Below are 23,010 nucleotides of genomic sequence, written 5' to 3'. Positions count from 1 at the left end.
CTGAAATTCCGTTAGCAATTTTAGTAAACGGAAGAAGTGCTTCTGCATCAGAAATTGTTTCTGGTGCTTTACAAGATTTAGATCGTGCCGTAGTTTTAGGAAGCAGAAGTTTCGGAAAAGGTTTGGTGCAGCGTTCTGTTGATCTTACTTACGGAACTCAATTGAAAGTAACCATTTCAAGATATTATACACCTTCTGGCCGTTGCATTCAAGCTTTGGATTATGCGCATAAAGACAAAAATGGTGTAGCACAAAAAACAGATGCTAAGAACTTTAACGCATTCAAAACCCGAAAAGGAAGAACGGTTTATGATGGCGGTGGAGTTTTACCAGATATCGAATTGGAAGAAACTAAAACTAGCGCAATTGCAACTGCTTTGACTAAAAACGATGGTGTTTTTGATTACGCTACGACTTATTATTACAAAAATCCAAATTTGGGTGATAAGATTCCAACTATTTCAGATGCAGATTATGCTGCTTTCAAACAATATTTAAAAACCAACAAAATCACTTTTGATACAGAAACAGAAGTGGCTTTGAAAAATACTTTAGCTGCAGCTAAAAAAGAAAAAATAGACGAAACCATTACTGCCGAATATCAGCAATTGTTGAATGCTTTAGAAAAAAGCGAAACGACTTTACTGGATAAAAACCAAAAAGAAATCAAAAACATGATTTTGGAAGAATTGATTAAAAGATATCAATATCAAGAAGGTTTGTATCAGTATTATCTAAAAAACAATTCGGAAATTAAAAGAGCAGTTAGCGTATTAAATAATCAAACAGAATATAAAACGATTTTAAAAATGTAGTGAATGAAGATAACTCTAGCCTTGATTGTTTTTTCATATTATACCGTCAACGCACAGCAGAGACCTGTTGAAACTCTTTATTTTGAGTTTGACAGGTATGATTTGACCGAAAAGCAAATCAGCGTTGTATCTAACTTTGTGAAAAATATAGACACTGCTAAAGTAGAATCTATACAGATTTATGGCTATTGTGATGATCGCGGAAACGATGAGTATAACTTTAGATTGTCTAATAATCGGGCTTATACAATTCAGGATCTATTGATCAAAAAAGGATTCAAGCAAAGTAAAATTGTTATTCTGGAAGGAAAAGGGCGTGTTGTCGTAAAAGCAGATACGGTAGAGAATCTGTACGAAACACGTCTCCGAAATCGGCGGGTTGATTTAATTGTTGTGAAAAAGAATAGTTTCGGAAAAGGAATTCATACTTCTTTCAAAGACGATTTAAAGGTTGGTGATAAAATTTGTCTCGAATCTATTTTATTTGATATCGGAAGCGCCAAACTAACCCCCATTTCTAAAAAAGAACTTGATAAAGTTGCTGTAACACTACAAAATCACAGAAATTTAAAGTTTGAAATACGCGGGCATGTCTGTTGCACACCCGAAATCTACACCGACGGAATTGACCGGGCAACAAGAGAAAGAAGACTTTCTTGGAACCGCGCCAAAACTGTTTTTCATTATTTAATGTCAAGAAAAATATCAAAAAGCCGCATGACCTATATGGGCTGCGGCAATAAATATCCTTTAGGCCGAGGCGATAATTACGATCGGCGGGTGGAGTTTGTGATTACGAAAATTTAGTTTTTTTTAGATACTAAGATTCTGAGTTGCTAAGATTCTAAGGTTTTAACTCTCTGATCATTTCTATGTGCTCAATATCATCTTCTAAATACATTTCGCTGGTTTGGACAAAACCGTGACTTTCGTAGAATTTCTTCAAGTACAATTGTGCGCCGATGGTTATTTTATCTTTTCCAAAGTTTGATTTAATTTCAGCAATGGCTTCACGCATTAATTCGTGTCCCCATTTTCTATCGCGATAATTTTGATCTACAGTCACTCTTCCGATTGAAGCGTTATCGAAACTAATTCCTGCATCGAATAAGCGTGAATAAGCTACGATTTTGCCTTCAAACTCTCCCATTAAGTGCAATGCTTTCTTGTCTTTGCCGTCAAGGTCTAAATAAACGCAATTTTGCTCCACTACAAAGATTTCACTTCGCAATCTGAGCAAATCATATAACTCATGAGCAGTTAATGCCTCAAAAGGCTTTATTTTCCATTTTAATTCCATTCTTTCTTTAAGTTTTGCCACGAAGGCACAAAGGCGCTAAGTTATATTAATTTTTTAGCTGTGCTATAGTTTCTTGTAGAAATCGCAAAGACACAAAGTTATATCCAATACAAATAAAACTTCGTGCCTTTGTCTCTTTGCACCTTTGTCACTTAGAAAAAACTACTTTTTTTTCATTACAATTTCCATGCTTTTATATTCAGATCCGTTTTTCATATCGAACATTTCCATTTTTCTCGTTTTCGGATCAACGATTGTATAGACTTCTCTATATGGCGATTTCTCTCCGTTTACTGGGTTTACCATTTCGCCTTTAAATTCCATACTTTTTGCGGCTTCATTGTATTTTCCCATGGCAACCATCATTCCAGTTCCCATATTATCGATAAAAGTTGTGGTGTATTCTTGACTTGCATTATTGTACGCTAAAGTGCTTTTACCTTCAAAAGGCTGACCCATCATAGTTCCTTTATAAACAGCTTCTTGATAACGTCCGCCCAAAACCATTTTGATTTCTGCAGTGGTTGTTGATTTTTCTGCTTTGCCGTTTGGTTCTGTCCAGAATGTCATATCGCAATTCCAAGTTCCGACTTCATCGGCCATCATTTTATGAGGATTTCCTGGCGTTGCATATTCTTGCCAAGCTTTCATTTGCGCCGCAGAATCGATTGGTTCTTCTATAAGCGGTTCTTCAGTTTTAACAGCAAGAGAGTCTTTCGCGGTAGCGGATTCTTCTTTTACTTCTTTCTTACACGAAACAAAACACAAGGTTATTATTGCCAAGGTTGTGGTTAATTTTTTCATAACTATTTGTTTTAATGTTTGTTACGAATAAAATTACAACTTTTTTTGTTTCAAGTTTTATGTTTTATGTTTCAAGTTGATATACTTTGTCTATTTAACCGCAAAGTTCGCAAAGGGTTTACGCAAAGAACGCTGAGTATATTTTTGAGAAGGCAAAGTTTTCGGAGAAATGCGCATACTTACTGTGTAGCTTTATTAACTTGAATCATCAAACCTGAAACTCACAAACTTGAAACCTGAAACAAAAACCCACTATCGTTTGTCGATTCTTACTGTTTTTATGATGGCTTCAAGATCTAGCATTAGGTCGCGTTCTTGATGTGATGGCGAATATGAGAATCCTTCGATTACTAAAACACGATTAAAAGTTGGGTCTAATATCGCGTAGTTAATAAATGGTCCGGTCATGAAATCATTTTTCAGCTCCCAAGTTCCTTTTGTTTCGAAAGCTTCTTTATTGTCTAATGCGACATTTGAGAAATATGGCGCGTAAGCTTCACTCGTAATCATTTGAGTGTTGGGTTCGCGGCCTTTAATATATTTACCAATAGAATCGCGCATCTTGACGATTGCATTTACAACGTCTTTTTTCTTTTTGAAATTTCTAAGCGGAATTTGGTAAATCAATAAACTGGTATTTCCACTTATGATTTCCTTTTTTAGCCAAATGAATTTCTTTTTGTGCAACATGTATTCATATCCTGTTGGAATCTGAATGTTGATATGAAATTTGTTTTTTATAATGGCTTTATTCAATAATGAAGCGCTATTGTCTTCTTGAATTTTTTGAATTTCTGCATCATGAATAATTTTTATTATTTGCGGAGAATTCAATTCAATACTACAAATAATATCGTCTACCGATTTTCCGTAAATGCGAAAAGTATTGTGTGGGAGAGTTTTGCTTCGAATGATTTCGAATTTTTCTGCAGCCGTTTTTTTAACCACGATAATGCTTCGGCTGTCTGTAACAAAGCCTTCAAGCAATCTTGCAGGATATTGGTTAATGGTAAAAAGCGGTTCTTCTTGAGTAAGTCCGAGAACCGGCGAGGCAAATTTATTTCTGATGCTATCGCCTACTTCACCATACCACAACTGATCGTCAATAATGACTGAAATGGTATTGGTTTTTCCAGAAACTGTTTCTTGTTTTTCGCTTTTAAAACAAGAAGTCAGGAAAAATGGAACTAATAGCAATAAAAAATGGGTTTTATTCATTTTTTTAATTTATGAAATAAAACCCAAATTTAATAAGATTTTTCTATTATCCGTTTATTTTAAGTTTCATTCCCGGTTTAATATCTTCATCTTTAATACCATTCCATTTTTTAATATCTGAAATTGTTACTCCAGGATATTTTTTAGAAATGCTGTATAAAGAATCTCCTTTTTTAACGTAATAATCTTCACTAACGTTTTTAGAAGGTGCTTTTTTCTTGAATGTATCAACCGAGTTTGATGCAATTGCTGTTGAAGCCGGCTCTTCTATAACTACTGCTGCTTTAGAAATAATAAGTGTTTTTCCTAAAACAATGTTATTTGAAGTTAAATTGTTAAGTTCTTTTAACTCCGCAATAGTCGTACCGAACTTCTTTGCAATGCTACCTAAATTGTCTCCAGCTACCACAACATAGTCCATATCAACAGCTGTTGACTTTTCTTTTTCTTCAGCAGAAGCGATTGCTTCTTCTTTTTTCTCTACAACTGCATTTGCTTTTACAGCTGAAGGCTCCTCAGATTTAATCTTTAAGCTTCGGCCAATTGCAACAGCATTTGTTTTTAAGTTATTCCAATTTTTAAGTTCGCTGATGCTAACATTATACTTAGAAGCAATTGCACCTAAGTTGTCTCCTTTTCTAACTTTATAAAATTCGAAGTCACTATTGTCAATCTCAGATGGTTTAACAATCGATTTTACTGCTGGTTTTGCTTTTGGAGCATATTTAACAGCTAACCTTGAATTAGTAAACTTCATTTCAGAATCATGCTTTACATAAGCATAAATCTGATCTTCATTTGATACAAAAGTCGCTACTTTATCTTTTGGAAGACGTATGAAATGCTGTTCTTCTTGATAAAATGGAACAACTCCTCTTTTGTATGATGGATTTAAAAGTTGAATTTGTGATTGAGGCATGTCTAATAAATCAGCTATCTGTTTGAAAGACATTTGATTTTTTACACAAACTGTATCTGTTTCAAAGTTTTTAACCACAGCTCTTTCTGGATTGATTCCGTGTTCTTTGTGGTATTCAAAAAGATACATAGTTGCTAAGAAAGCAGGAACGTAACCTTGAGTTTCTTTTGGAAGATAATTACGAATGTCCCAGTATTTTGTTTTTCCGCCAGAGCGACGAATTGCTTTAGTAACATTTCCTGGACCTGAGTTGTAAGAAGCTAAAACTAGTTCCCAGTCGCCAAAAATATTGAACATTTTGCTCATGTATTCTGAAGCTGCTGCTGTAGCTTTAAGAGGGTCACTTCTTTCATCGATATAAGAATCGATTTTTAAAGCGTATTGTTTTCCGGTTCCGTACATAAATTGCCAAAGTCCCGTAGCGCCCATTTTAGAAACTGCTTTAGGATTTAAAGCAGATTCTACAACGGCTAAATATTTTATTTCCAAAGGAACGTTTTGTTTGGCAAAAGCGTCCTCAAACATTGGGAAATAATATTCTGATAAAGCCATTAATCGAGAAAACGATTTTTTACGGTTCTTAAGAAATGACTTTATTATATTTTCTAAACCTTGATTGTATTCTATCTCAAAAGGTGATTTCTGATTCATCGCCGCCAAACGCTGTTTTAGCAATTCGGTTGGGAGTTCTTCATCGACAGTTACATCCTTATTGATGGTTTGTATGTCTTTTGTTAAATCGTCGTAGATGTCGAGACTTACTAATTCATTCATCCAAAGACTATCTACTTTTGAAGCCAATTGGTCTCTTTTGAATGTACTTTTAATAGAATCTAAATACGACAACTTAATGTCTTGCTTAATCTCTTTTGAAAATTCTGCAGATTCCTGCGCGAACATCGACATAGAGAACAAAGCTGTCACCACTAAGGATATTTTCTTTACAATCATATAACATTATTTTAAAATTCTGTAATTCAAACAATTACAAGAGTTGTATTTTTGCAAATCTAAGCTCTTTATTGAAGAAAAGTGTTTAAAAAAATGTTAATTGTGATATTTTAGTCTAAAATCGCAGCGATTCCAGGTAAAATTCTTCCTTCTAACATTTCAAGCATTGCACCACCACCAGTAGAAACGTAGCTCATTTTGTCTTCAAATCCGAACTGTTTTACTGCTGCAACAGAATCTCCACCACCAACTAAAGAAAATGCTCCATTTTCTGTAGCTTCAGCGATATAATCTCCTAATGCAATTGTTCCTTTAGAGAAAGTTTCCATTTCGAAAACTCCTAATGGACCATTCCAAAGAATCGTTTTAGAACCTAAAATTACTTTTTTGAAGTTCTCTAAAGATTTTGGACCTGCATCTAAACCTTGCCATCCGTCAGGAATTGCAGTTACATCTACAACCTGAGTATTTGCAGTGTTTGAGAAATCATCTGCAGCAATAACATCAACAGGAATGTGAACCTGAACATTTTTTTCTTTTGCTAATCTTAAGATTTCAAGAGCAAGATCTAATTTGTCATCTTCGCAGATAGACTCACCGATTTTTCCTCCTTGAGCTTTAATGAAAGTAAAAGTCATACCTCCTCCAATAATCATGTGATCTACTTTATCTAAGATATTTTCGATAACAGTAATTTTAGAAGAAACTTTAGAACCTCCAAGAACAGCAGTTACAGGTTTTTCACTGTTTTTAAGAACTTTATTTAAACTGTCAATTTCTTTTGCCAATAATGTTCCAAAAGTTTTATCGTTTGGAAAAAATTGAGCGATAATTGTAGTCGATGCGTGTGCTCTGTGAGCTGTACCAAATGCATCGTTTACATAGATATCTCCAAGAGAAGCTAATTCTTTAGCGAAAGCTACATCTCCTGCTTCTTCTTCAGCGTGGAAACGTAAATTTTCTAATAAAAGAACTTCGCCTGGTTTTAAATCTTTTGCTGCTGTTTGAGCTGGTTCTCCAACACAATTTTCAGCAAATTTTACTTGAACTCCTAAAATATCAGAAGCTGTTTTTAAGATATGTTTTAGAGAATATTTCTCTTCTGCTCCTTTTGGTCTTCCTAAATGCGACATTAAAATCACACTTCCGCCTTGAGCTAAAATAGCATCAATAGTTGGCTTAGCTGCTTCAATACGTGTTGTATCAGTTACATTAAAATTCTCATCCAATGGCACGTTGAAGTCAACACGGATTATTGCTTTTTTATTTTTAAAATCGAAATCGTTTAAAGTTTTCATCTGCTTGTTTTTTAATTTTTTGAAAGAATAACAAATATAGAACTTTTACAGTACTCTAAATTTCAAAAAAGCAAAAATAATCCATTAATAAAAACGAAAACGTTGTAAATTATGAAAACAAACAAAATAATTCTTAAAGATGATAAAAATTACTTGTTTAATCGTGAACTGGACTTTGTGTACAAGGACAGTTACTGATTGAGGCCAAGAAGTCAAATCCGATTGTGATTGAATGTGTTCCTGAGTTATAAGATCCAAGACCATTAAACATTAACTGGTAAGAGTATGCAAAATAGAATTTAGATTTCATAAAACCAGCCATAGGTCCCATTGCCAAAGGTTTTGGGAATTGGTCATTTAAGAAACGGTAAGAAACTCCAATCCAATAGTAATCTTCGTAACGATTGTAACGTCTGTACTTGAAGTTAAAATCGGTTGTAGAACGATTATCATTAGCAAAGTATTGTAAGAAAACCGATGGTTCGTATTCGATACGTCTGTTTTCTGCATCTTTAAAAGTGAATCCAGTATATACTTGAAAGTTAGATAAAAGATCTGGTTCATTTACTCGTTCAAGGCTAATATTCTTTTTCAATACGTTATTGGCATTGAAACTCAAATAAAATCCTCTGTTACGGTACAATGCACTAATATCAAAGTTATTATTACCACTATAGCGATTGTCAGTAGGCTGCTGCCCTCCAACTGGCGGGTTTCCATTGTTACCATCATTAAAATTTCCAGTCTCAATACGGAAACTATTAAAGTTGTAAGAGATACCGAAAGATAAATACTGCTCTGTACGATAATCTAAGATCAAGTGGTGCGCAAATGAAACTTTGGCACCAGTTTGTCTTGTATTACCATTGCTATCATTATACAATGATATACCAACTCCAGAACGATCTAAAACACGAAAATCTGCGTACAATGATTGGTTATCTGGTGCATCTTTAATTCCGACCCACTGCGTTAAACCATTGGCTCTAATACGGAGATTATCTCCAATACCAGCATAAGCAGGAGAAAGAATAAAAGGGTTATCAGCCAGATACTGGGTAAACACCGGTAGGTTTAACTCTTGGCTGTAACTTGTTGTTACAGCCATGAGTACTAAGGATAAAATAAACTTTTTCATTGTATTAATATTTTTAGATAACATCATTGGGGCTATAATTTTGTTATCTGTATAAAGTGAAATGTCCAACAAATTCTCTTGGATCTTTCGGATCATTTAGTTTAAGAACATACCAGTAATCACCTGTTGGCAATTCACTTCCGTGGTATCTACCATCCCATTTTCCACCTACTCGATATTTGGCAACTACTCTACCATATCTATCATAAATATCAAAAGTAAGCTCTTTGTATGCTAATGCTCCACAATCAGGACCAATTGTTGTACCTGTACTTCCGTTAGGAGTAAAGTAGTTTGGCATACAGAAGTCATAGAATGTACCATGAACTGTTATTGTAGCCTCACAACCATTTTTATCTCTTACGATAACCACATAATCACCTGTTTTGTAGATTCTATAGCTATTAGATGATGTAAATGGTTCACCATTGAAACTGTACTCGTAAGGAGCAATTCCGCCAGAAGCTTGAACAAGAATTGTATTAATGTCTTTGCTTTGGTTTGTAATATCAATTAAAGCAACAGGATCAACCGGAGCAACAGTAAAGATTGCAGTTGGCACCTCACATCCGTTAGTATGTCTTGCAACGATGAAGTGATCACCAGCAGGAACATTTGTGAAAATGTTACTTGGCTGGAATGTTCCATTATTGTCTAGAGAGTAATCTACCTCCGCAGGGTTAGTGTTAGAAGCATCAATTGTTACTACTACCATATTAGCCTGTGCATTGTTAACACAATCGTATGTTACTTCTGCAGTTGGGTTAAGAATTACCGCATCTGGCATATTCATTGCGAAATCTACCGGACAGTTGTTTGCATCTTTCACATAAACTGTATGTGCTCCACCTTTAAGGTTTGTAAAGTCAAACACTGTTTGTGTTGCTGTACCTAGAGTAAATGGTCCGTTTGGAACATCTAAACTTACACTGTAAGGTAAAGTACCACCTTTAATTTCGATACTAAATGCACCATCTTTATCTCCATCACAAACTTCTGGAATCATTGAGTTTGGAACTTCAGTAACGATTACAGGGTTTGGTTGTGAGATTGTGAAATCGTACAATACAAAACATCCGTTTTCGTCTTGAGCTATAGCTTGGTATTGACCAGGCGCTAATTTCTCAAATAATACTTTAGTATCAAACTGGTTCAGATTTGGAGAAATCGCATATTTAATGATTCCTGTTCCACCTGAAGCAATTATCTCAAGTTTACCATTGTTCTCACCGAAACAAGTAACATCTGTTGGTTTAAATTGAGCTTGTAAAGCTAGATTTGGTTCTTTAATTTCAACCAATTCTGATATGTCATCACAATCTACACTATTAACTGCTACTCTATATGTTCCGATTGGAAGATCAGCAAATATTCCATTGTCTTGAGCAGGACGAACAGGTCCTCCAGCTCCGTTTAACAATGTGTAAGAGTAATGACCTAAACCACCTACTGCTACTGCAGTAATTACTCCTGTCGATTCTCCAGTACATTTTACAACTGCACTTGAAATATCAAGTGTAACGTCTAATGGAGTTAAAGCATTAATTTTAACTGAATTCGAGATAACACTTCTACAGTTGTTAGCATCAAAAACAAAATACTTATAAGAACCTACTGGTACATCAAATGAAATTGAAGATGTGAATGAACCTAATATTGTAGTTCCATCTGCACTATAAGTATATGGTGGCGTTCCGCCTTCAGCACTTAATGTAAGCTGAGTTTCAGTCTGACAAGTTTGTGCTCTAGACTCTACTAAAGTAGCTAACACAATTGTTGGATCTTTAATTTCAACTTCATTAGTTGTAAACTCACAAGAGAATCCATCTGTAATTGTTACACTATATCTTCCTGCACCTAATCCAGAGAAAACTCGAGATGTGAATGGTCCTGATGAAATTACAGGATTTTCAGAAAGTATATTTAATGTATACATATAGTTGCTTCCTTGACCACCTGTTGGAGGAGTAACAGTAACTATACCTGATTTATCTCCAAAACATGGTAAAATCGAAACATTTGCACTTGCTGTAGCATTAATAGGCAATGGCACTATTAAAGTCTGACCTGTAGATGTCTCACAACCTTTAGCGTCTTTAACATTTACTACATAAACACCTTCTGTTAAACCTGTAAAGTTTGTCTTACCTGAGTAAAGTTCTACAACAACTCCATCTTTTACTAATTCATATTGGTAAGATGTATTCCAACCTCCTGTTGCGCTAACAGAGATTTCACCATCATTATTACCAGCAACACATGTAATATCAACTTTCTTTGATGTTGCAACTAATGCTTCGTTTGGCTGATTAATAGTAAAGTTTGTTTCCACCGTACAATAAGGAGTACCAACTAAAGTAGCCACTACTTTGTATAGACCAGCTCTTAAATTAGAAACTCTTTCTGGGCCTGCGTTTAGTGTACGATTTGAAGCAACTACCGCCGTACTTGGAAATGGACCTGTAACTACATAATCAAATATACCTGCATCGTCATCTGGATTTATTTGATTGTCAACAAAAGTTAAATCAACACTTCCATCAGCAGTATTGAAACAAATTTCTCCATTTATTGCTACTGCTTTAATACTGAATGTATTTGGATCATACACACGGTGAACTTTTTGTAATAAACATCCAGTATCTTTATTAAGAACTGTTATGATATATTCACCTATTCCTAAATTTGTGAATACTCCATTTGTATTTGGCGGATTACCTGGTACTGTTGCACCATTATAAGCAATTGAGTATTCTAAGTTTGTTGGTGTACCACCTGTTGTAACTACCGATACTGTAATGTTTTCTTTAGTAGGACAAGTGATTGCATCATCAACTCTTACTTTTACTTCATCTAAACGGATGAATGGATTAATTACCCATGTTCCGGCATTAGAACCTTCACAACCATTAGGGTCATGAACTTTTACTGTAAAACTTCCTCCTGTAAAATCAGTTTGAGTATATACATTATTTGGTCCTAAATAAACGCTTACACCATTTCTGATAAACTCATATTTATAATTAGCAAAATCTTCAGAACCTCCAGTAACACCAGTTACTGTAATTGTTGCATAATTACTATTGTTAGCGCTAGTACATAAGTACTGAACAACAACTGGATCTGGAACAACAATTGCTTTAGGTCCTCCTACAGTTACAAGTTTAGAAGCAGGACAACCTCTTCCTGAGAACACTTCAACAAGATAGTCTCCAGCTGCTAATCCTTCAAACACTCCGCTTTCTTGAAGTGGACCGTTGTTGATTCTATATCTGTATACCGGGTTATCATTTGTTCCTGCGGCAATGCTTGCTGTAATTTTACCATCAGTGTAATTAAAACAAGTAACCGGAGTAGTAACTGCATCAAAACCATCAATTTTAGTTGGTGGAATTATTTTAACTTCAGTTGAAACTGGACAATTAGTAACTGTATCAATCACATCAATTGTGTGAGTACCAGAATTTAAGAACTCAAATATAGCTGGAGTAGTTGTTACTTGAGCTCCACCATCAATTGAATAACTGTAATTTCCTGAACCACCAGTTGCTGTAACGCTAATTCTTCCGTCACCTTCAGCACATGTTGTGTAATCTAAAATTTCAGGTTTCAATTCTAAAGGCTGTAAAATTGTTACCACTGCTGGGAACTCAGTCTCACAACCAAATTTATCGCGTACTGTGATATCGTATGCTTTTGCAACGTTCACTGTAAATGATTTAGAGATTTGGAATCCTCCACCAATACTGTATGTAAATGGACCTACTCCAGTTGCAGCAGAATCGTCTACTACAATTTCATAATTTCCATTGTTATCAGCACAATGAGATGTAACATTTGCAGTAAAGTTACCTGGCAATGGATCAGTTATAATGCTTACTGGGATCGGTTGAGAGATACATCCATTTTTGTCTTTTGCATATACATCCCATGCAGTAGCAGTAGCTGGATTTAATTCTCTTGTAGCCTCTGGTTCAAATGCTCCATAAGGTGCACCCGCTGGAACGAAAGAATAGGTATAATCACCAGCTCCCCCGTGACCTAGAACTGTAACTACAGCACCTGTGTTACAATTAGCATTAACATTACCTTCTTCTGTAACTGTTACATCAATAGGATCTTTAACCTCCACATTGAAAGTTGTTGGACATTGTGTTATATCATCAACAACACTAATTTCATAAACTCCTATTGCTAAGTTAGCTAAAGTAACCTCTGTATTAGAAGTTGTAACTGGTCCAGCAAAAGCAGCACCATCTTTAGTTACTGAATAAGTATAAGTTCCTTTGAAATCAGACATTGTAAAGACTACTTTTCCGTCGTTATTACCGATACAAGATTTCGCGAAAGCGTCACCTGTAGCTTGAATTTTAACAACATCTTTTATAGTCAATATATCAGTGTAAGTACAACCATTGTAGTCTTTTACTTCAAATTTGTATTCACCGAAAGGTAATCCTGTAAACACCGCTGGAACTGCGCTTCCTGCTGTTGTTACTGTAGCATAAAGCGTTGTTGGAGCTCCGTTGAATTCTATAATATTAAATTCTAACGCACCTACACCGTTTGTTGCAGTTACTGTAACATCACTACTCAATGCTTGACAAGTAATTGCAGTTGCAGAGAATGCTAAAGCTGTCGGTTTGTTTAATGGAACAATCGGAACTGTTACTGGAGCTGTTTCACATCCATTCTCATCTTTAACAGTATATGTAACTGATAAAACTGAACCATCGTTAGGTACTGAAATACGATCTAGAGAATCATATCCTTGTCCATTAAAGTTATATTGGTAAGTTCCTTTACCACCTTTACCTACAACTACTATTTCAGTAGATGTACTACAGCTTGTGTTTCTTGTGATTGAATACTCCTCTTCTAATAAAGGCGGTTCAACAATTGTAATATCTACTTCAGCAGTACAACCTTTAGCATCTGTTGCCACAACTTTGTAATCACCTTGAGGTAAACCAGTATAAATACCAGTTGTATCTCCTGAGTTGTTTGCACCAGTACCTGTACTTGTAAGTACAAATGTATATGGAGCAGCACCACCTGATGGAACAACAGTTAAGCTTCCGTCGCTGTTTCTAAAACATATCACGTCAGTTTGTGATGGCGTAAGAATAATTGTTCCTGGTATACTAACTGTTACAGGAGCTGTTGTAAATGTACATGGTAAGTTACTGTCTGAGATTTCAAAAGTGTAATCTCCATCAACAGTTACAAACTCTGTAAAGTCACCAGTAGCTGGTTTTGGAAGACCCACTGCAGCACCGTTTAAGTACATTTGGTAAGTGTAGTCTTTTTTACCACCCTTAATTTCAACAACAATTTTTGCCGCTTCATTACCTACTTCACAGTAAAGATCTTTCTCTACTGTTGCAGCAGCTGTTAAGCGCTCTTCTATAATATAAATTTGTTCATCTGTACATCCGTTATCATCTGTTAAGACGATTGTGTATGTTCCTGCTTTTGTAAATGTTGCAGGACTACTTGTAGCAACTCCATCAACTGTAAATGATTTTACGTTGTTGTATGTTGTAGCAAGAGCATCAAGATCTACTGTTAAATCTGCACCTACAAAACATTGTTGTGCTGGCATATTAAGCACTGGTGCCGCATCGTAAATAATAGTTACGTTTTCTGGTCCAGCGATACATCCGTTTGCATCTTTAACATAAACATCCCAAGATAAGTTAGTTAAACCTGTACTAACTGTTGCTGGTTCACTGATAGCATATGGGAATGTTGTAGGCGCAATAGCAGTACCTCCTGGCACAACCGCGTAAGTGTATGGAGATGTACCTCCAACAACACTTGTCACCGTAATTTGAGAATCAGTATTTGTACAATAAACTTTTGTACCTGACGCTGCAATTACTATTGGCGCTGGCATTGTAATGATAACATCAGCAGATTCTGAACAATTTGTTGTGTTATCTGTTACTGTTACCGTATAAGTTCCTTCAACAAGACCTCCAACAGTAACAATATTACCGGCTGTTGTTGGTGGATTGAAAGGTAACGCTGCCGGAGTACTTGTAACTGCAACTGTGTAACCAGTCGCGCTAAAGTCAGAAACTGTAAAAGTTGCTGTTCCGTTATTGTCAATTCCGTTCGCTGTATTACAACTTACATTTGTTGATGATGTACGTATAATATCAATTGGAGCGATTGGATCTAATTTATAAGGTCTCTCGATTGAACATCCTTTAGAATCAGTAACTCTAAAGATGTAATTAACACCTGGTTGTATATTATTAAATACAGCAACAGTTCCGTTATCAATACTTGTAGGAGAAACCATTTCGTATTTGGCAATTGGTGTATTACCACCATCAACTGTTAAAGTGATTGTCGCAACATTTAATGGACAAGTTGGAGCCGTCGTTAAAGCGAAATCAATATCATTTAATTTCACGAAAGGATCAACCGTAGCTGTACCATTAGTTTTACAACCATTTTTATCTATTACATAATAGTTGAATGTTCTTGGAGTTGTACTATTATCATCACTTACTAACAATACATTGTTATCGTAATACTCAGTACCTCCATCAAAATTATATTTGTATCCTGGAGTACCTCCTGAAGCATTTACTGTTATAACAGCTGCTCCTGGTGTTGCGCTGCCAGTTGCACAAGCATATTGAGTTACTGGAGCCGTAGCTGATAAATCAAGGTTTGGTTCACCAACTGTATAAGGTAAAGCTAGAGAACATTTTCTTCCAGAAGTCACCGTAATTGTATAGTTACCTGCTGGAAGGTTAGAGAATACATTTCCTACTTGTGTACCTGCTACTGGCGTAATAGCATAAGTATAAACTGTATCATTATTACCTGGAAGTAAGTTAACTTTAATACTTCCTGTAGCATCACCTTTACAAGCTACGTTCACAACTTCAGCATCAAAAGTAACAGCAGTTCCTCTTGGTAATGTAATTTGAGCTGATGTACTACACGCAACATTCAAATTATCACTATTCGTATTATCCGTCATGGTTACCGTATAAGTACCATCTGGTAAACCGCTAATTGTATTTCCAGCGATTACAACGCTTGCATATGTAGGCGAAATAGTATATGTAAAATTACCTGAACCTCCTGATGGCGTTAAAGTAATTGAACCATTATTAACTCCACAGTCTGGCAATGTACCAAGTTGTGGTACAACTTTGATAGGCGCATCAATTGTAATTGATTTAGAATCAATACAACCATTTGCATCTTTAATGTAAATTGTGTGAGAACCAGAGTGTAATCCTGTTACATCATAAGGTAATGTAACACTTGTACTTCCGTATGCGTTATTACTATCTACGCTAATATGATAAGCTCCTGTACCTGCTGTCGTTTCAGTAACATGTATTGTAAAGTTATCCTCTACAGCACATTTGTTAACTACACTTAATGCAATTACTGGACTTGGATCTTTTGCAATAGTTACTTGCAATGGGAATGTACAACCATTCGCATCTCTAACTATAATATTCCAAAGTAAATTTGTTCCTGCAGCTCCTGGATCTAAATCTAGAACATTTCCTGAAGCAAATGTACTTGGTACAGTTGGAGCTACAGCATAAGCATATGTATAAGGTCCTGTTCCTCCTGTTGTTTTTAAAGTAACCTGAGCAGGATTGTCACAATTTGCATTTTTAATAGACTGTACGCTTGAGTTAAGTCCTTGAACTGGTTGAGTTATTTGGAATTTTTGAGAAACATTACATTCTGTTCCATCAAATTCTTTTAAATATAAAGTATAGTTACCTGCTGCAAGTCCCGTTACAGTTCCAGAAGCTGCTGCTCCTGTTAATCCTGTAAGAACTCCGCTTTTACCAGGAACTAAAACATTTGTCAATTCATCACGAACTTCATATCTGATTTCAGATACTGAAGCTCCGTAGTTTCTAACAGTAAAGTCAATTTTACCTGAACTATTTCCAAAGCAAAGTATATCTTCTTTAACAATTGGATCTAGTGCGATAGATGAAGGAGAATCAGGTGTTTTAACTTCAACAATTGTGAAACATCCACCATTGTCAATTACTTGGAACTGATATGTTGTACCATGATCTAATCCAGTAAATGTATGTGACGTATTTGTCGTTGGACCAAATGCCGTTGCAGGTTGTCCAAAAATTGAATACGTTACTGGGTAAGCAGCAGTCAATACATTGATTGTCGCAGTAGCACCACCAACACAAGTTCCAGAAGAAGCTACACCTGTTGCCTCAATATATGGTCTAGTTTCAATACGTGTTTTTGCACTTTTGAATTCACAACCATTGCTATCAACAACTGTTACATAATAATCTCCGTAAGTTAGGATTCCTGGAACCAATGGATCTCCACCAAACGTTACTGTAGTTGCACTAGTTACAACAGGAGGCACTACTTGCGTAAATGCATTGTTATAAATTGTGTATGTAAAAGGAGCTACACCACCAGAAGTAATATCAACTCTAATACTACCTGGTTTGTTATCATTACATTCAATAATAGCTGGAGTAATATCTGCTTCAATTTTAGCAGGGTCAACTAATATAATGTTTTGAGATGTAGAAACACATCCTTTAGCATCTCTAACTTGATAGCTGTAAGTACCCGCTAATAATCCTCCAAATACAGATTTTGTACCGAAACCACCACCATTGAAATTATATTCGAATGGAGCAACTCCTGCAGTAGCTGTTATTTCAACAGAACCATCATCAAAACCATTACAAGTAGGATCTACTTTGGTTGCTGAAGCAGTAACTGTCGCTGGCGTATTTGTTGTAATAACTTTAGTAAAAGCTTTACAAGGTACACCATTAGAATCTGTAATTTCAAATTCGTATGTATTTCCAACTAATGAAGTTGGGTAATAAGGGAAGCTATTCCCTACAAAAGCAATTGGTGTTCCGCTGTAAGTTCCAGCACCAATTTTAACTCTATATGCGAATGGTGCTTTACCTCCAAATACTTCGATATCAATTCTAGCTTCAGCTGGTGAAGAACAAGTAATATCTTTCTGTGGAGTTGCAACCGCAGTTAATGGATCGTTAACAGTAATTACTGTAGTTGCAGGACAACCATTAGCATCTTTTACTGTAATTGTATATGTACCTGCAGGAACAGTAAATGTATTTGCAGGACTAGGTGTAACACCTGTGTTAATTGTATATGTGTAAGGAGCAACTCCGCTTGTTGCAGTTGCTTCAATTATGAAATTACTTCCTGACGCTGTACATTGGTTTGTAACTTCTGCAGTTACTGAAGGCAATGGATCTGTAGTAATAGTAACATCTACTTTTTCAGTACAGCCATTAGCATCTTTTACCCAAATATCCCATTGTGTATTAGTTGTTGGGTTTAAATCTGCTGAAGCTAACAGAACATAGTCTGCATCTGTTGGTGCAACGTTATTCTGCATGTAAGCATATTTGTAATCAGGTGTACCACCACTTGCTGTAACTGTAACTTTAGAAGTCGCTGTTCCGCAATTAGCATTTACCTGAGCTACAACAGCAGATAATTGCACAGTTGGCTGGTTAATAATAACACTTGTACTAATTGTACATAAAGTAGTATCGTCTGTAAACACTACAACATAAGTACCTTGTGTTAAGTTAGACAATACGAATGAAGAAGCGGTTAGGTTTGCTCCTGTTGCTACTCCATTTACTGTATAACTATAAGAAGTGAAATCACTTAAATCATATTTAATACTTCCTGTATTTCCATTGAAGCAATAAACATCATTTTGTTTTGTTGCTATAGCTTTAATAGAAACTAAAGCAGGAATATTTTTAGAAAAATCATCATAACAACCATTTGCATTTGTTACTCTGAAAACATAATCACCAGCTGTAAGACCTGTGAAGATTCCATTTGTTGCTCCTGTATTGTTAATTGTTGGTCCTGAAACAATTGTATAAGTTCCAGATCCTTTTGTTAATGTAATTGTAGCTGTACTAGTTCTGCTAGCAACTGGATCACAATAAATAGGCGTTACATCTACTTTTGCAATCTCTGGCAAAATAAGCGGTACTATAGAAATAGTTCCCTCAGGGCTTAAACAACCATTACTATCTTTTACAGTAAATCTTACTGTTTGTGGTGCTTGATTGTCTTTAACCTCAAATTTATTGCTAGCTTCAAATGAACCACCATTAAAACTATAAGTGTAAGGACCTACTCCTCCACCTGCTGTTACGGTAACATCTTTAGACTCCTTAACATTTGAAGTATTACATGTAAACGGATCTACAGTTGCAGATGCAGTTACCGCTGCATTTTCATTAATCGTAACTGAAGCCGTTGCTGGAGAAGCACAACCTAAAGCATCTGTAACCACAATACTATATGTACCTGCACCTAATCCTGAAGGATTATTTACAGTGTAATTTGTAAATGGCGCAGTAGTCAAAGTAATACTATAAGTATAAGGCGCTTTTCCTGAAGTTGGTGTAACTAAGATGCTTCCTGTTTTTGCACCATTACATTTTACATCAACTTTACTTGTATTTATTGTTAAAGCTGTAGGTTTTAGAGTAACTGGAATATCTGCTGTATAAGCATAACAAACTGGGTTTGCACTATCATTAACTCTAAATTTATAAGTTCCAGCTGCAGTTGCAGTGTAAGGACTTGTTACAGTTGTGTAAGCTCCTCCATTGAATGAAACAGCATAAGTACGAGTTCCTGTTCCTCCTGCAGAAGTTAGAGTGATAGTTGTATTTGGTGTACAAGTAACATCATCTTCTACTTTTGGAGTAATTGTTAATTGCTCAGGAACGATAAAAGTATTAGAATCAATACAGCCGAATTTATCTTTTACCGTTAATTGATAAGTTCCAGGCGTTAAATTAAATGTATCTGCCGTTCCAAAATTAGTACCATCTTTACTAAACGTTGCTGGCAATGCATATGTACCTGTAATTTTTACAGAAATAGGAGTTCCTGTGTAACATTGTGCCGCAATAGGATCCATTATTGGATCAGCCTCTGTTTCAATAGATACAGTTTTCTTAGTATAACAGTTATTTACATCCTTAACATAAACATCAATAGTTGTAGTTAATACAGCAGTATCAACTGTTAAAGTTGTTCCGTATGGTGTAGTTGGTATAGTAGAACCACTTGGCGCATAAGCATAGCTATAAGAACCGTTTCCTCCTGTTATACCTGTTATTGTTAATGTTGCAATTTTATTATTACAACTAATTTTTGATGCAGTAACTGTGAAATCAATTTTAGTAGCTGCGCCAACTGTTACTTGTTTGCTGTCAGAAACACAACCTGTTGTACGATCTGTAGCAACAAAAGTATATGTTCCAGGTGCTAAATTTGTATAAGTAACTTTGTTACCATTAACATTTGGTGTACCTGTATTAGGTGTGAAAGTATAAGTAAAGTTACCTGTACTGCTTACATCAGAAACAGTAAATGTAGCGCTACCGTTTTTAGAGTCCACGCATAATTCATCTGTTTTTGCACCTTCAGCTTTAATTTTAACTGCTTGGTCAATAGTTTTTGCTCCAGTAGCAGTACAACCTCTTGCATCTGTTACTTTAAATTCATAACTACCTGGTGTAAGACCAGTAAATGTAGCCGTATTTCCAGTTTGTGCTGTTGGCATAACTGGTCCTGAAGTAACTTCATATGTGTACGGAGCAATACCGCCAATAGCTGTTAATGTAAGACTTGTTGATGGTAAATTACAAGTTACTGCTGCTGGTGTAGAAATTGTAATTCCTGTTGGCGGGTTAAATGCCGGAACTTTAATTTCATTTTCAGCTGTACATCCATTAATATCTTTTACATAGAATTTAATAGTTTGTTCAGCATTTGTTAAGGTAATTGTCTTAGTAGTTACCCCATTATAATTTGTACCACCATCAAAGTTGTACGTATATCCTCCTGCTCCTCCTGCACCAACAATTGTAATTACTGTTGTAGAACTACATGTAGTGTTAGCTGGGAAGCTACCAGAAACTGTAACCTGTGTAGGATTTGTTAATATAACATCGTAAATAGGTGAAAGACATCCTTTACCGTCTTTTACTTGATATGTATAAGTTTTTGTATTTGTCGCACCAACAAATGCATCTAAATTAGAATATGTAGCAGAAGTGCCAAAAGTACCTCCGTCAAAACTATATTCGTATGGTCCACCATTTCCGCCCGCCGGTATAACTGTAAAACTTCCGTTGTTACCATTGTAACATTTAGGGTTTATTGGCGTAGTAGATCCTGTTGGCGTAAGTTTAGCATCTACAGTTACTGCAGTTGTCAATGCCGGACATCCTTTAGAATCTGTTACTCTAAATACATAAGATCCTGTTGCTGCTGCTGGATATACATTAGATGCTATCGATGCAAAAGGAGCTCCATTAAATGATACTTCATAAGTATAACCTGGTGTTCCGTTTTGAGCAGTAATTGTAATCTGTGCGTTTGGCGAATTTGTACAATCTAATGGTTTTGTTACCTGTGCAGATGCTGTAACTTGAGTTCCTATCGCAATATTTGTGATTGGAGTAGCTTTACAACCGTTTGCATCTCTAACATAGATAGTATATGTACCTGCACCTAATCCTTCAAATTTCTCTGAAGTTTGGTAATCCACGTCATTTAAGCTGTAATAGTACGGTGCTTTTCCGCCACTAACACTTACAACCAAAGTTGCTTTATTTCCACTATCATAACAAAGATCTGATGATGCATCTAAAGTAGCTGTAGGGGCAACTGCTCCAACAACGTTTACGATATCAGAATCTCCTGAAGAACAATTCCCAGAATCTTTTGCTACTACTACAAAGTCTCCTGTAGCAGTTAATGGTAAATTGAAAGTATCGTCAGTCTGGAATGCAATTACTATTGTTCCGTCTGGACGTTCTAATTGATATTGATAATTTGGTGTTCCACCAGTTGCAGAAGCCTTAATTACAGCTCCGTCCACACATGTTGGCTGAATTGTAACACTAGCAACAGCTGTTACTGCTGATGGAGCAGTTACACTTCTTGTATAAGTAGTAGAACAATTCCCAGCTAAATCATACTGTATTTTTACAGTATAACTTCCTGCAGTTAATTTATCTAAAACAAGAGGAGATGCACTTGAATTTTGTAAAGCTCCACCGTTTACTGAATAATAATATCCTGTCGCAGTATTAAAGTTACTAACAGGAATTGAAATTGTTCCGTCAGCTTTATCAATACATGTCAAGTTACCAATAACTGGAGTATCAGCAACAAAACCTTTGTTATCTTCTATGATAACTGTAAAGTCTTTCTCTGCACCACAAGTTTCAGGAATTTGACGTACCCAAATATCATCAACAGCTAAGTCATTACCATCAATTACTTGGCTATAAGATAAGATTACGAATTCTAAAGATGTGTTATTTCCTGGATTTAAAGTTAAAATCTGACCATTACCTAAATCGGTAGTATTATGCCATTTCTCATCTCTTGGAATTTCTTGTGTATCCTTAGTTGCATCAGCTGAGATAAGTTTACCATTCTTTTGAAGCTGGATAGTCAATCTAGGAGATGGCAAATTGTTATTCTTACTTAATAAATTAAGCATATATAATGATACCTGAATATCTTGATTCGGTATAACATCATTAATTGTTTTGCTATATAAAACACCTCCAATTGGCACAGTTCCACCAACGTTTACAGCTAAAAATCTACCGTCTGTAATTGCAGGGGTATTGTTTATTACTGCTGTGTTGTCTTTTGGTAAATTCCAATTGAAACCGCTTACGTGCTGAGGAAGAAGAGCTTTTGTAACAACATATTCACCATCATTCAATAAAATAGGCATATAACCACCTACGTTACAATCTTCTACATCATCTTGAGGTTCCCAACAATAATCAGGGTGAATACCTGGTGTTTTAGTATCTGGACCACGTCCAAAATCTTCTCTTAATAAGTTACTATAAGTAGGAACTGTAGTTACTTTATACTTTACTGTAATAGTATGTGTTCCTGACTTAACATCAGTGAAAACATTATTAGTTATAGGCGTGTTTGCTACATCGTCTATATAATATTCGTAAGTATAATTTGCGTTTTGAGGATTTCTAACTGTAACAGTTGTTGAAGCTTTTCCGTCGCAAGTATACGTTGTAATTGGATCATCAATTGTTGGATCTCCTGGTTTTGGATCTAAAATAACATTGTAAGGAATAGTAAATATACATCCTACATTGTCTTTAACTCTTAATACATAAGTACCTGGTAAAACCTCTGCTTCATTTTTATTTGGAATCCATCCTTTTCCATCTCCAAAATCATATTCATAAGGCGGAGTTCCTCCTTCTACGTTATTGATACGTACTTTACCTCCTTGATTTACTCCACTTCCATCAGGCAAACTACATCCTGCCAAAGCAGCTACACCTGCAGATGCAGTAAGTGCAGAAGTTGGTCCTGTAATTGTTACATCAACTGGATCAGTAAAACAGTCTTTTCTTTGTTGTGTACCATTTACTGTGTAAGTAACACTATATCTAACCACAACTTTATAATTACCTGGTCCAACATTTAAGAACACAGGATTTGCT

9 protein-coding genes are annotated in these 23,010 nt (G+C 35.6%); 2 read left to right on the top strand and 7 right to left on the bottom strand.

The window, feature by feature from the left end:
• Positions 1 to 815, top strand: an 815-nt coding sequence (locus ACE01P_RS23205) for a S41 family peptidase (protein ID WP_379701438.1), incomplete at its 5' end; no start/stop codon positions are given.
• A gap of 3 nt (positions 816 to 818) precedes the next feature.
• Positions 819 to 1,622: an OmpA family protein gene (locus ACE01P_RS23200; protein ID WP_379701437.1), complete on the top strand. Its 804-nt coding sequence runs from the start codon at positions 819 to 821 to the stop codon at positions 1,620 to 1,622.
• 37 nt (positions 1,623 to 1,659) lie between these two features.
• On the opposite strand, the gene ACE01P_RS23195 is transcribed toward ACE01P_RS23200, so the two are convergent.
• The 7 genes from ACE01P_RS23195 to ACE01P_RS23165 all read right to left on the bottom strand — a co-directional run bounded on the left by ACE01P_RS23195 (position 1,660) and on the right by ACE01P_RS23165 (position 23,000).
• Positions 1,660 to 2,115, bottom strand: coding sequence for a GNAT family N-acetyltransferase (locus tag ACE01P_RS23195; RefSeq protein ID WP_379701436.1), 456 nt, complete (start codon positions 2,113 to 2,115; stop codon positions 1,660 to 1,662).
• Positions 2,116 to 2,277: 162 nt separating this feature from the next.
• Positions 2,278 to 2,919: a DUF1579 domain-containing protein gene (locus ACE01P_RS23190; protein ID WP_379701435.1), complete on the bottom strand. Its 642-nt coding sequence runs from the start codon at positions 2,917 to 2,919 to the stop codon at positions 2,278 to 2,280.
• 252 nt (positions 2,920 to 3,171) lie between these two features.
• Entirely contained in the window at positions 3,172 to 4,137 is a 966-nt protein-coding gene (locus ACE01P_RS23185) for a DUF4837 family protein (RefSeq protein WP_379701434.1), read from the bottom strand.
• 46 nt (positions 4,138 to 4,183) lie between these two features.
• Positions 4,184 to 6,007, bottom strand: a complete 1,824-nt coding sequence (locus ACE01P_RS23180; protein WP_379701433.1) for a LysM peptidoglycan-binding domain-containing protein — start codon at positions 6,005 to 6,007, stop codon at positions 4,184 to 4,186.
• Between the two features lie 110 nt (positions 6,008 to 6,117).
• Positions 6,118 to 7,305: a phosphoglycerate kinase gene (locus tag ACE01P_RS23175; protein WP_379701432.1), complete on the bottom strand. Its 1,188-nt coding sequence runs from the start codon at positions 7,303 to 7,305 to the stop codon at positions 6,118 to 6,120.
• A gap of 157 nt (positions 7,306 to 7,462) precedes the next feature.
• Positions 7,463 to 8,443 (bottom strand): type IX secretion system membrane protein PorP/SprF, encoded by a 981-nt coding sequence (locus ACE01P_RS23170; RefSeq protein ID WP_379701431.1) that lies wholly within the window; start codon positions 8,441 to 8,443, stop codon positions 7,463 to 7,465.
• A 43-nt stretch (positions 8,444 to 8,486) separates the two neighbouring features.
• Positions 8,487 to 23,000 (bottom strand): T9SS type B sorting domain-containing protein, encoded by a 14,514-nt coding sequence (locus ACE01P_RS23165; protein WP_379701430.1) that lies wholly within the window; start codon positions 22,998 to 23,000, stop codon positions 8,487 to 8,489.
• Between the last annotated feature and the right edge of the window lie 10 nt (positions 23,001 to 23,010).

This window comes from Flavobacterium sp. HJSW_4, assembly GCF_042436695.1.
Taxonomy (GTDB): domain Bacteria; phylum Bacteroidota; class Bacteroidia; order Flavobacteriales; family Flavobacteriaceae; genus Flavobacterium.
This window is presented reverse-complemented; position numbering and strand designations above follow the sequence as displayed.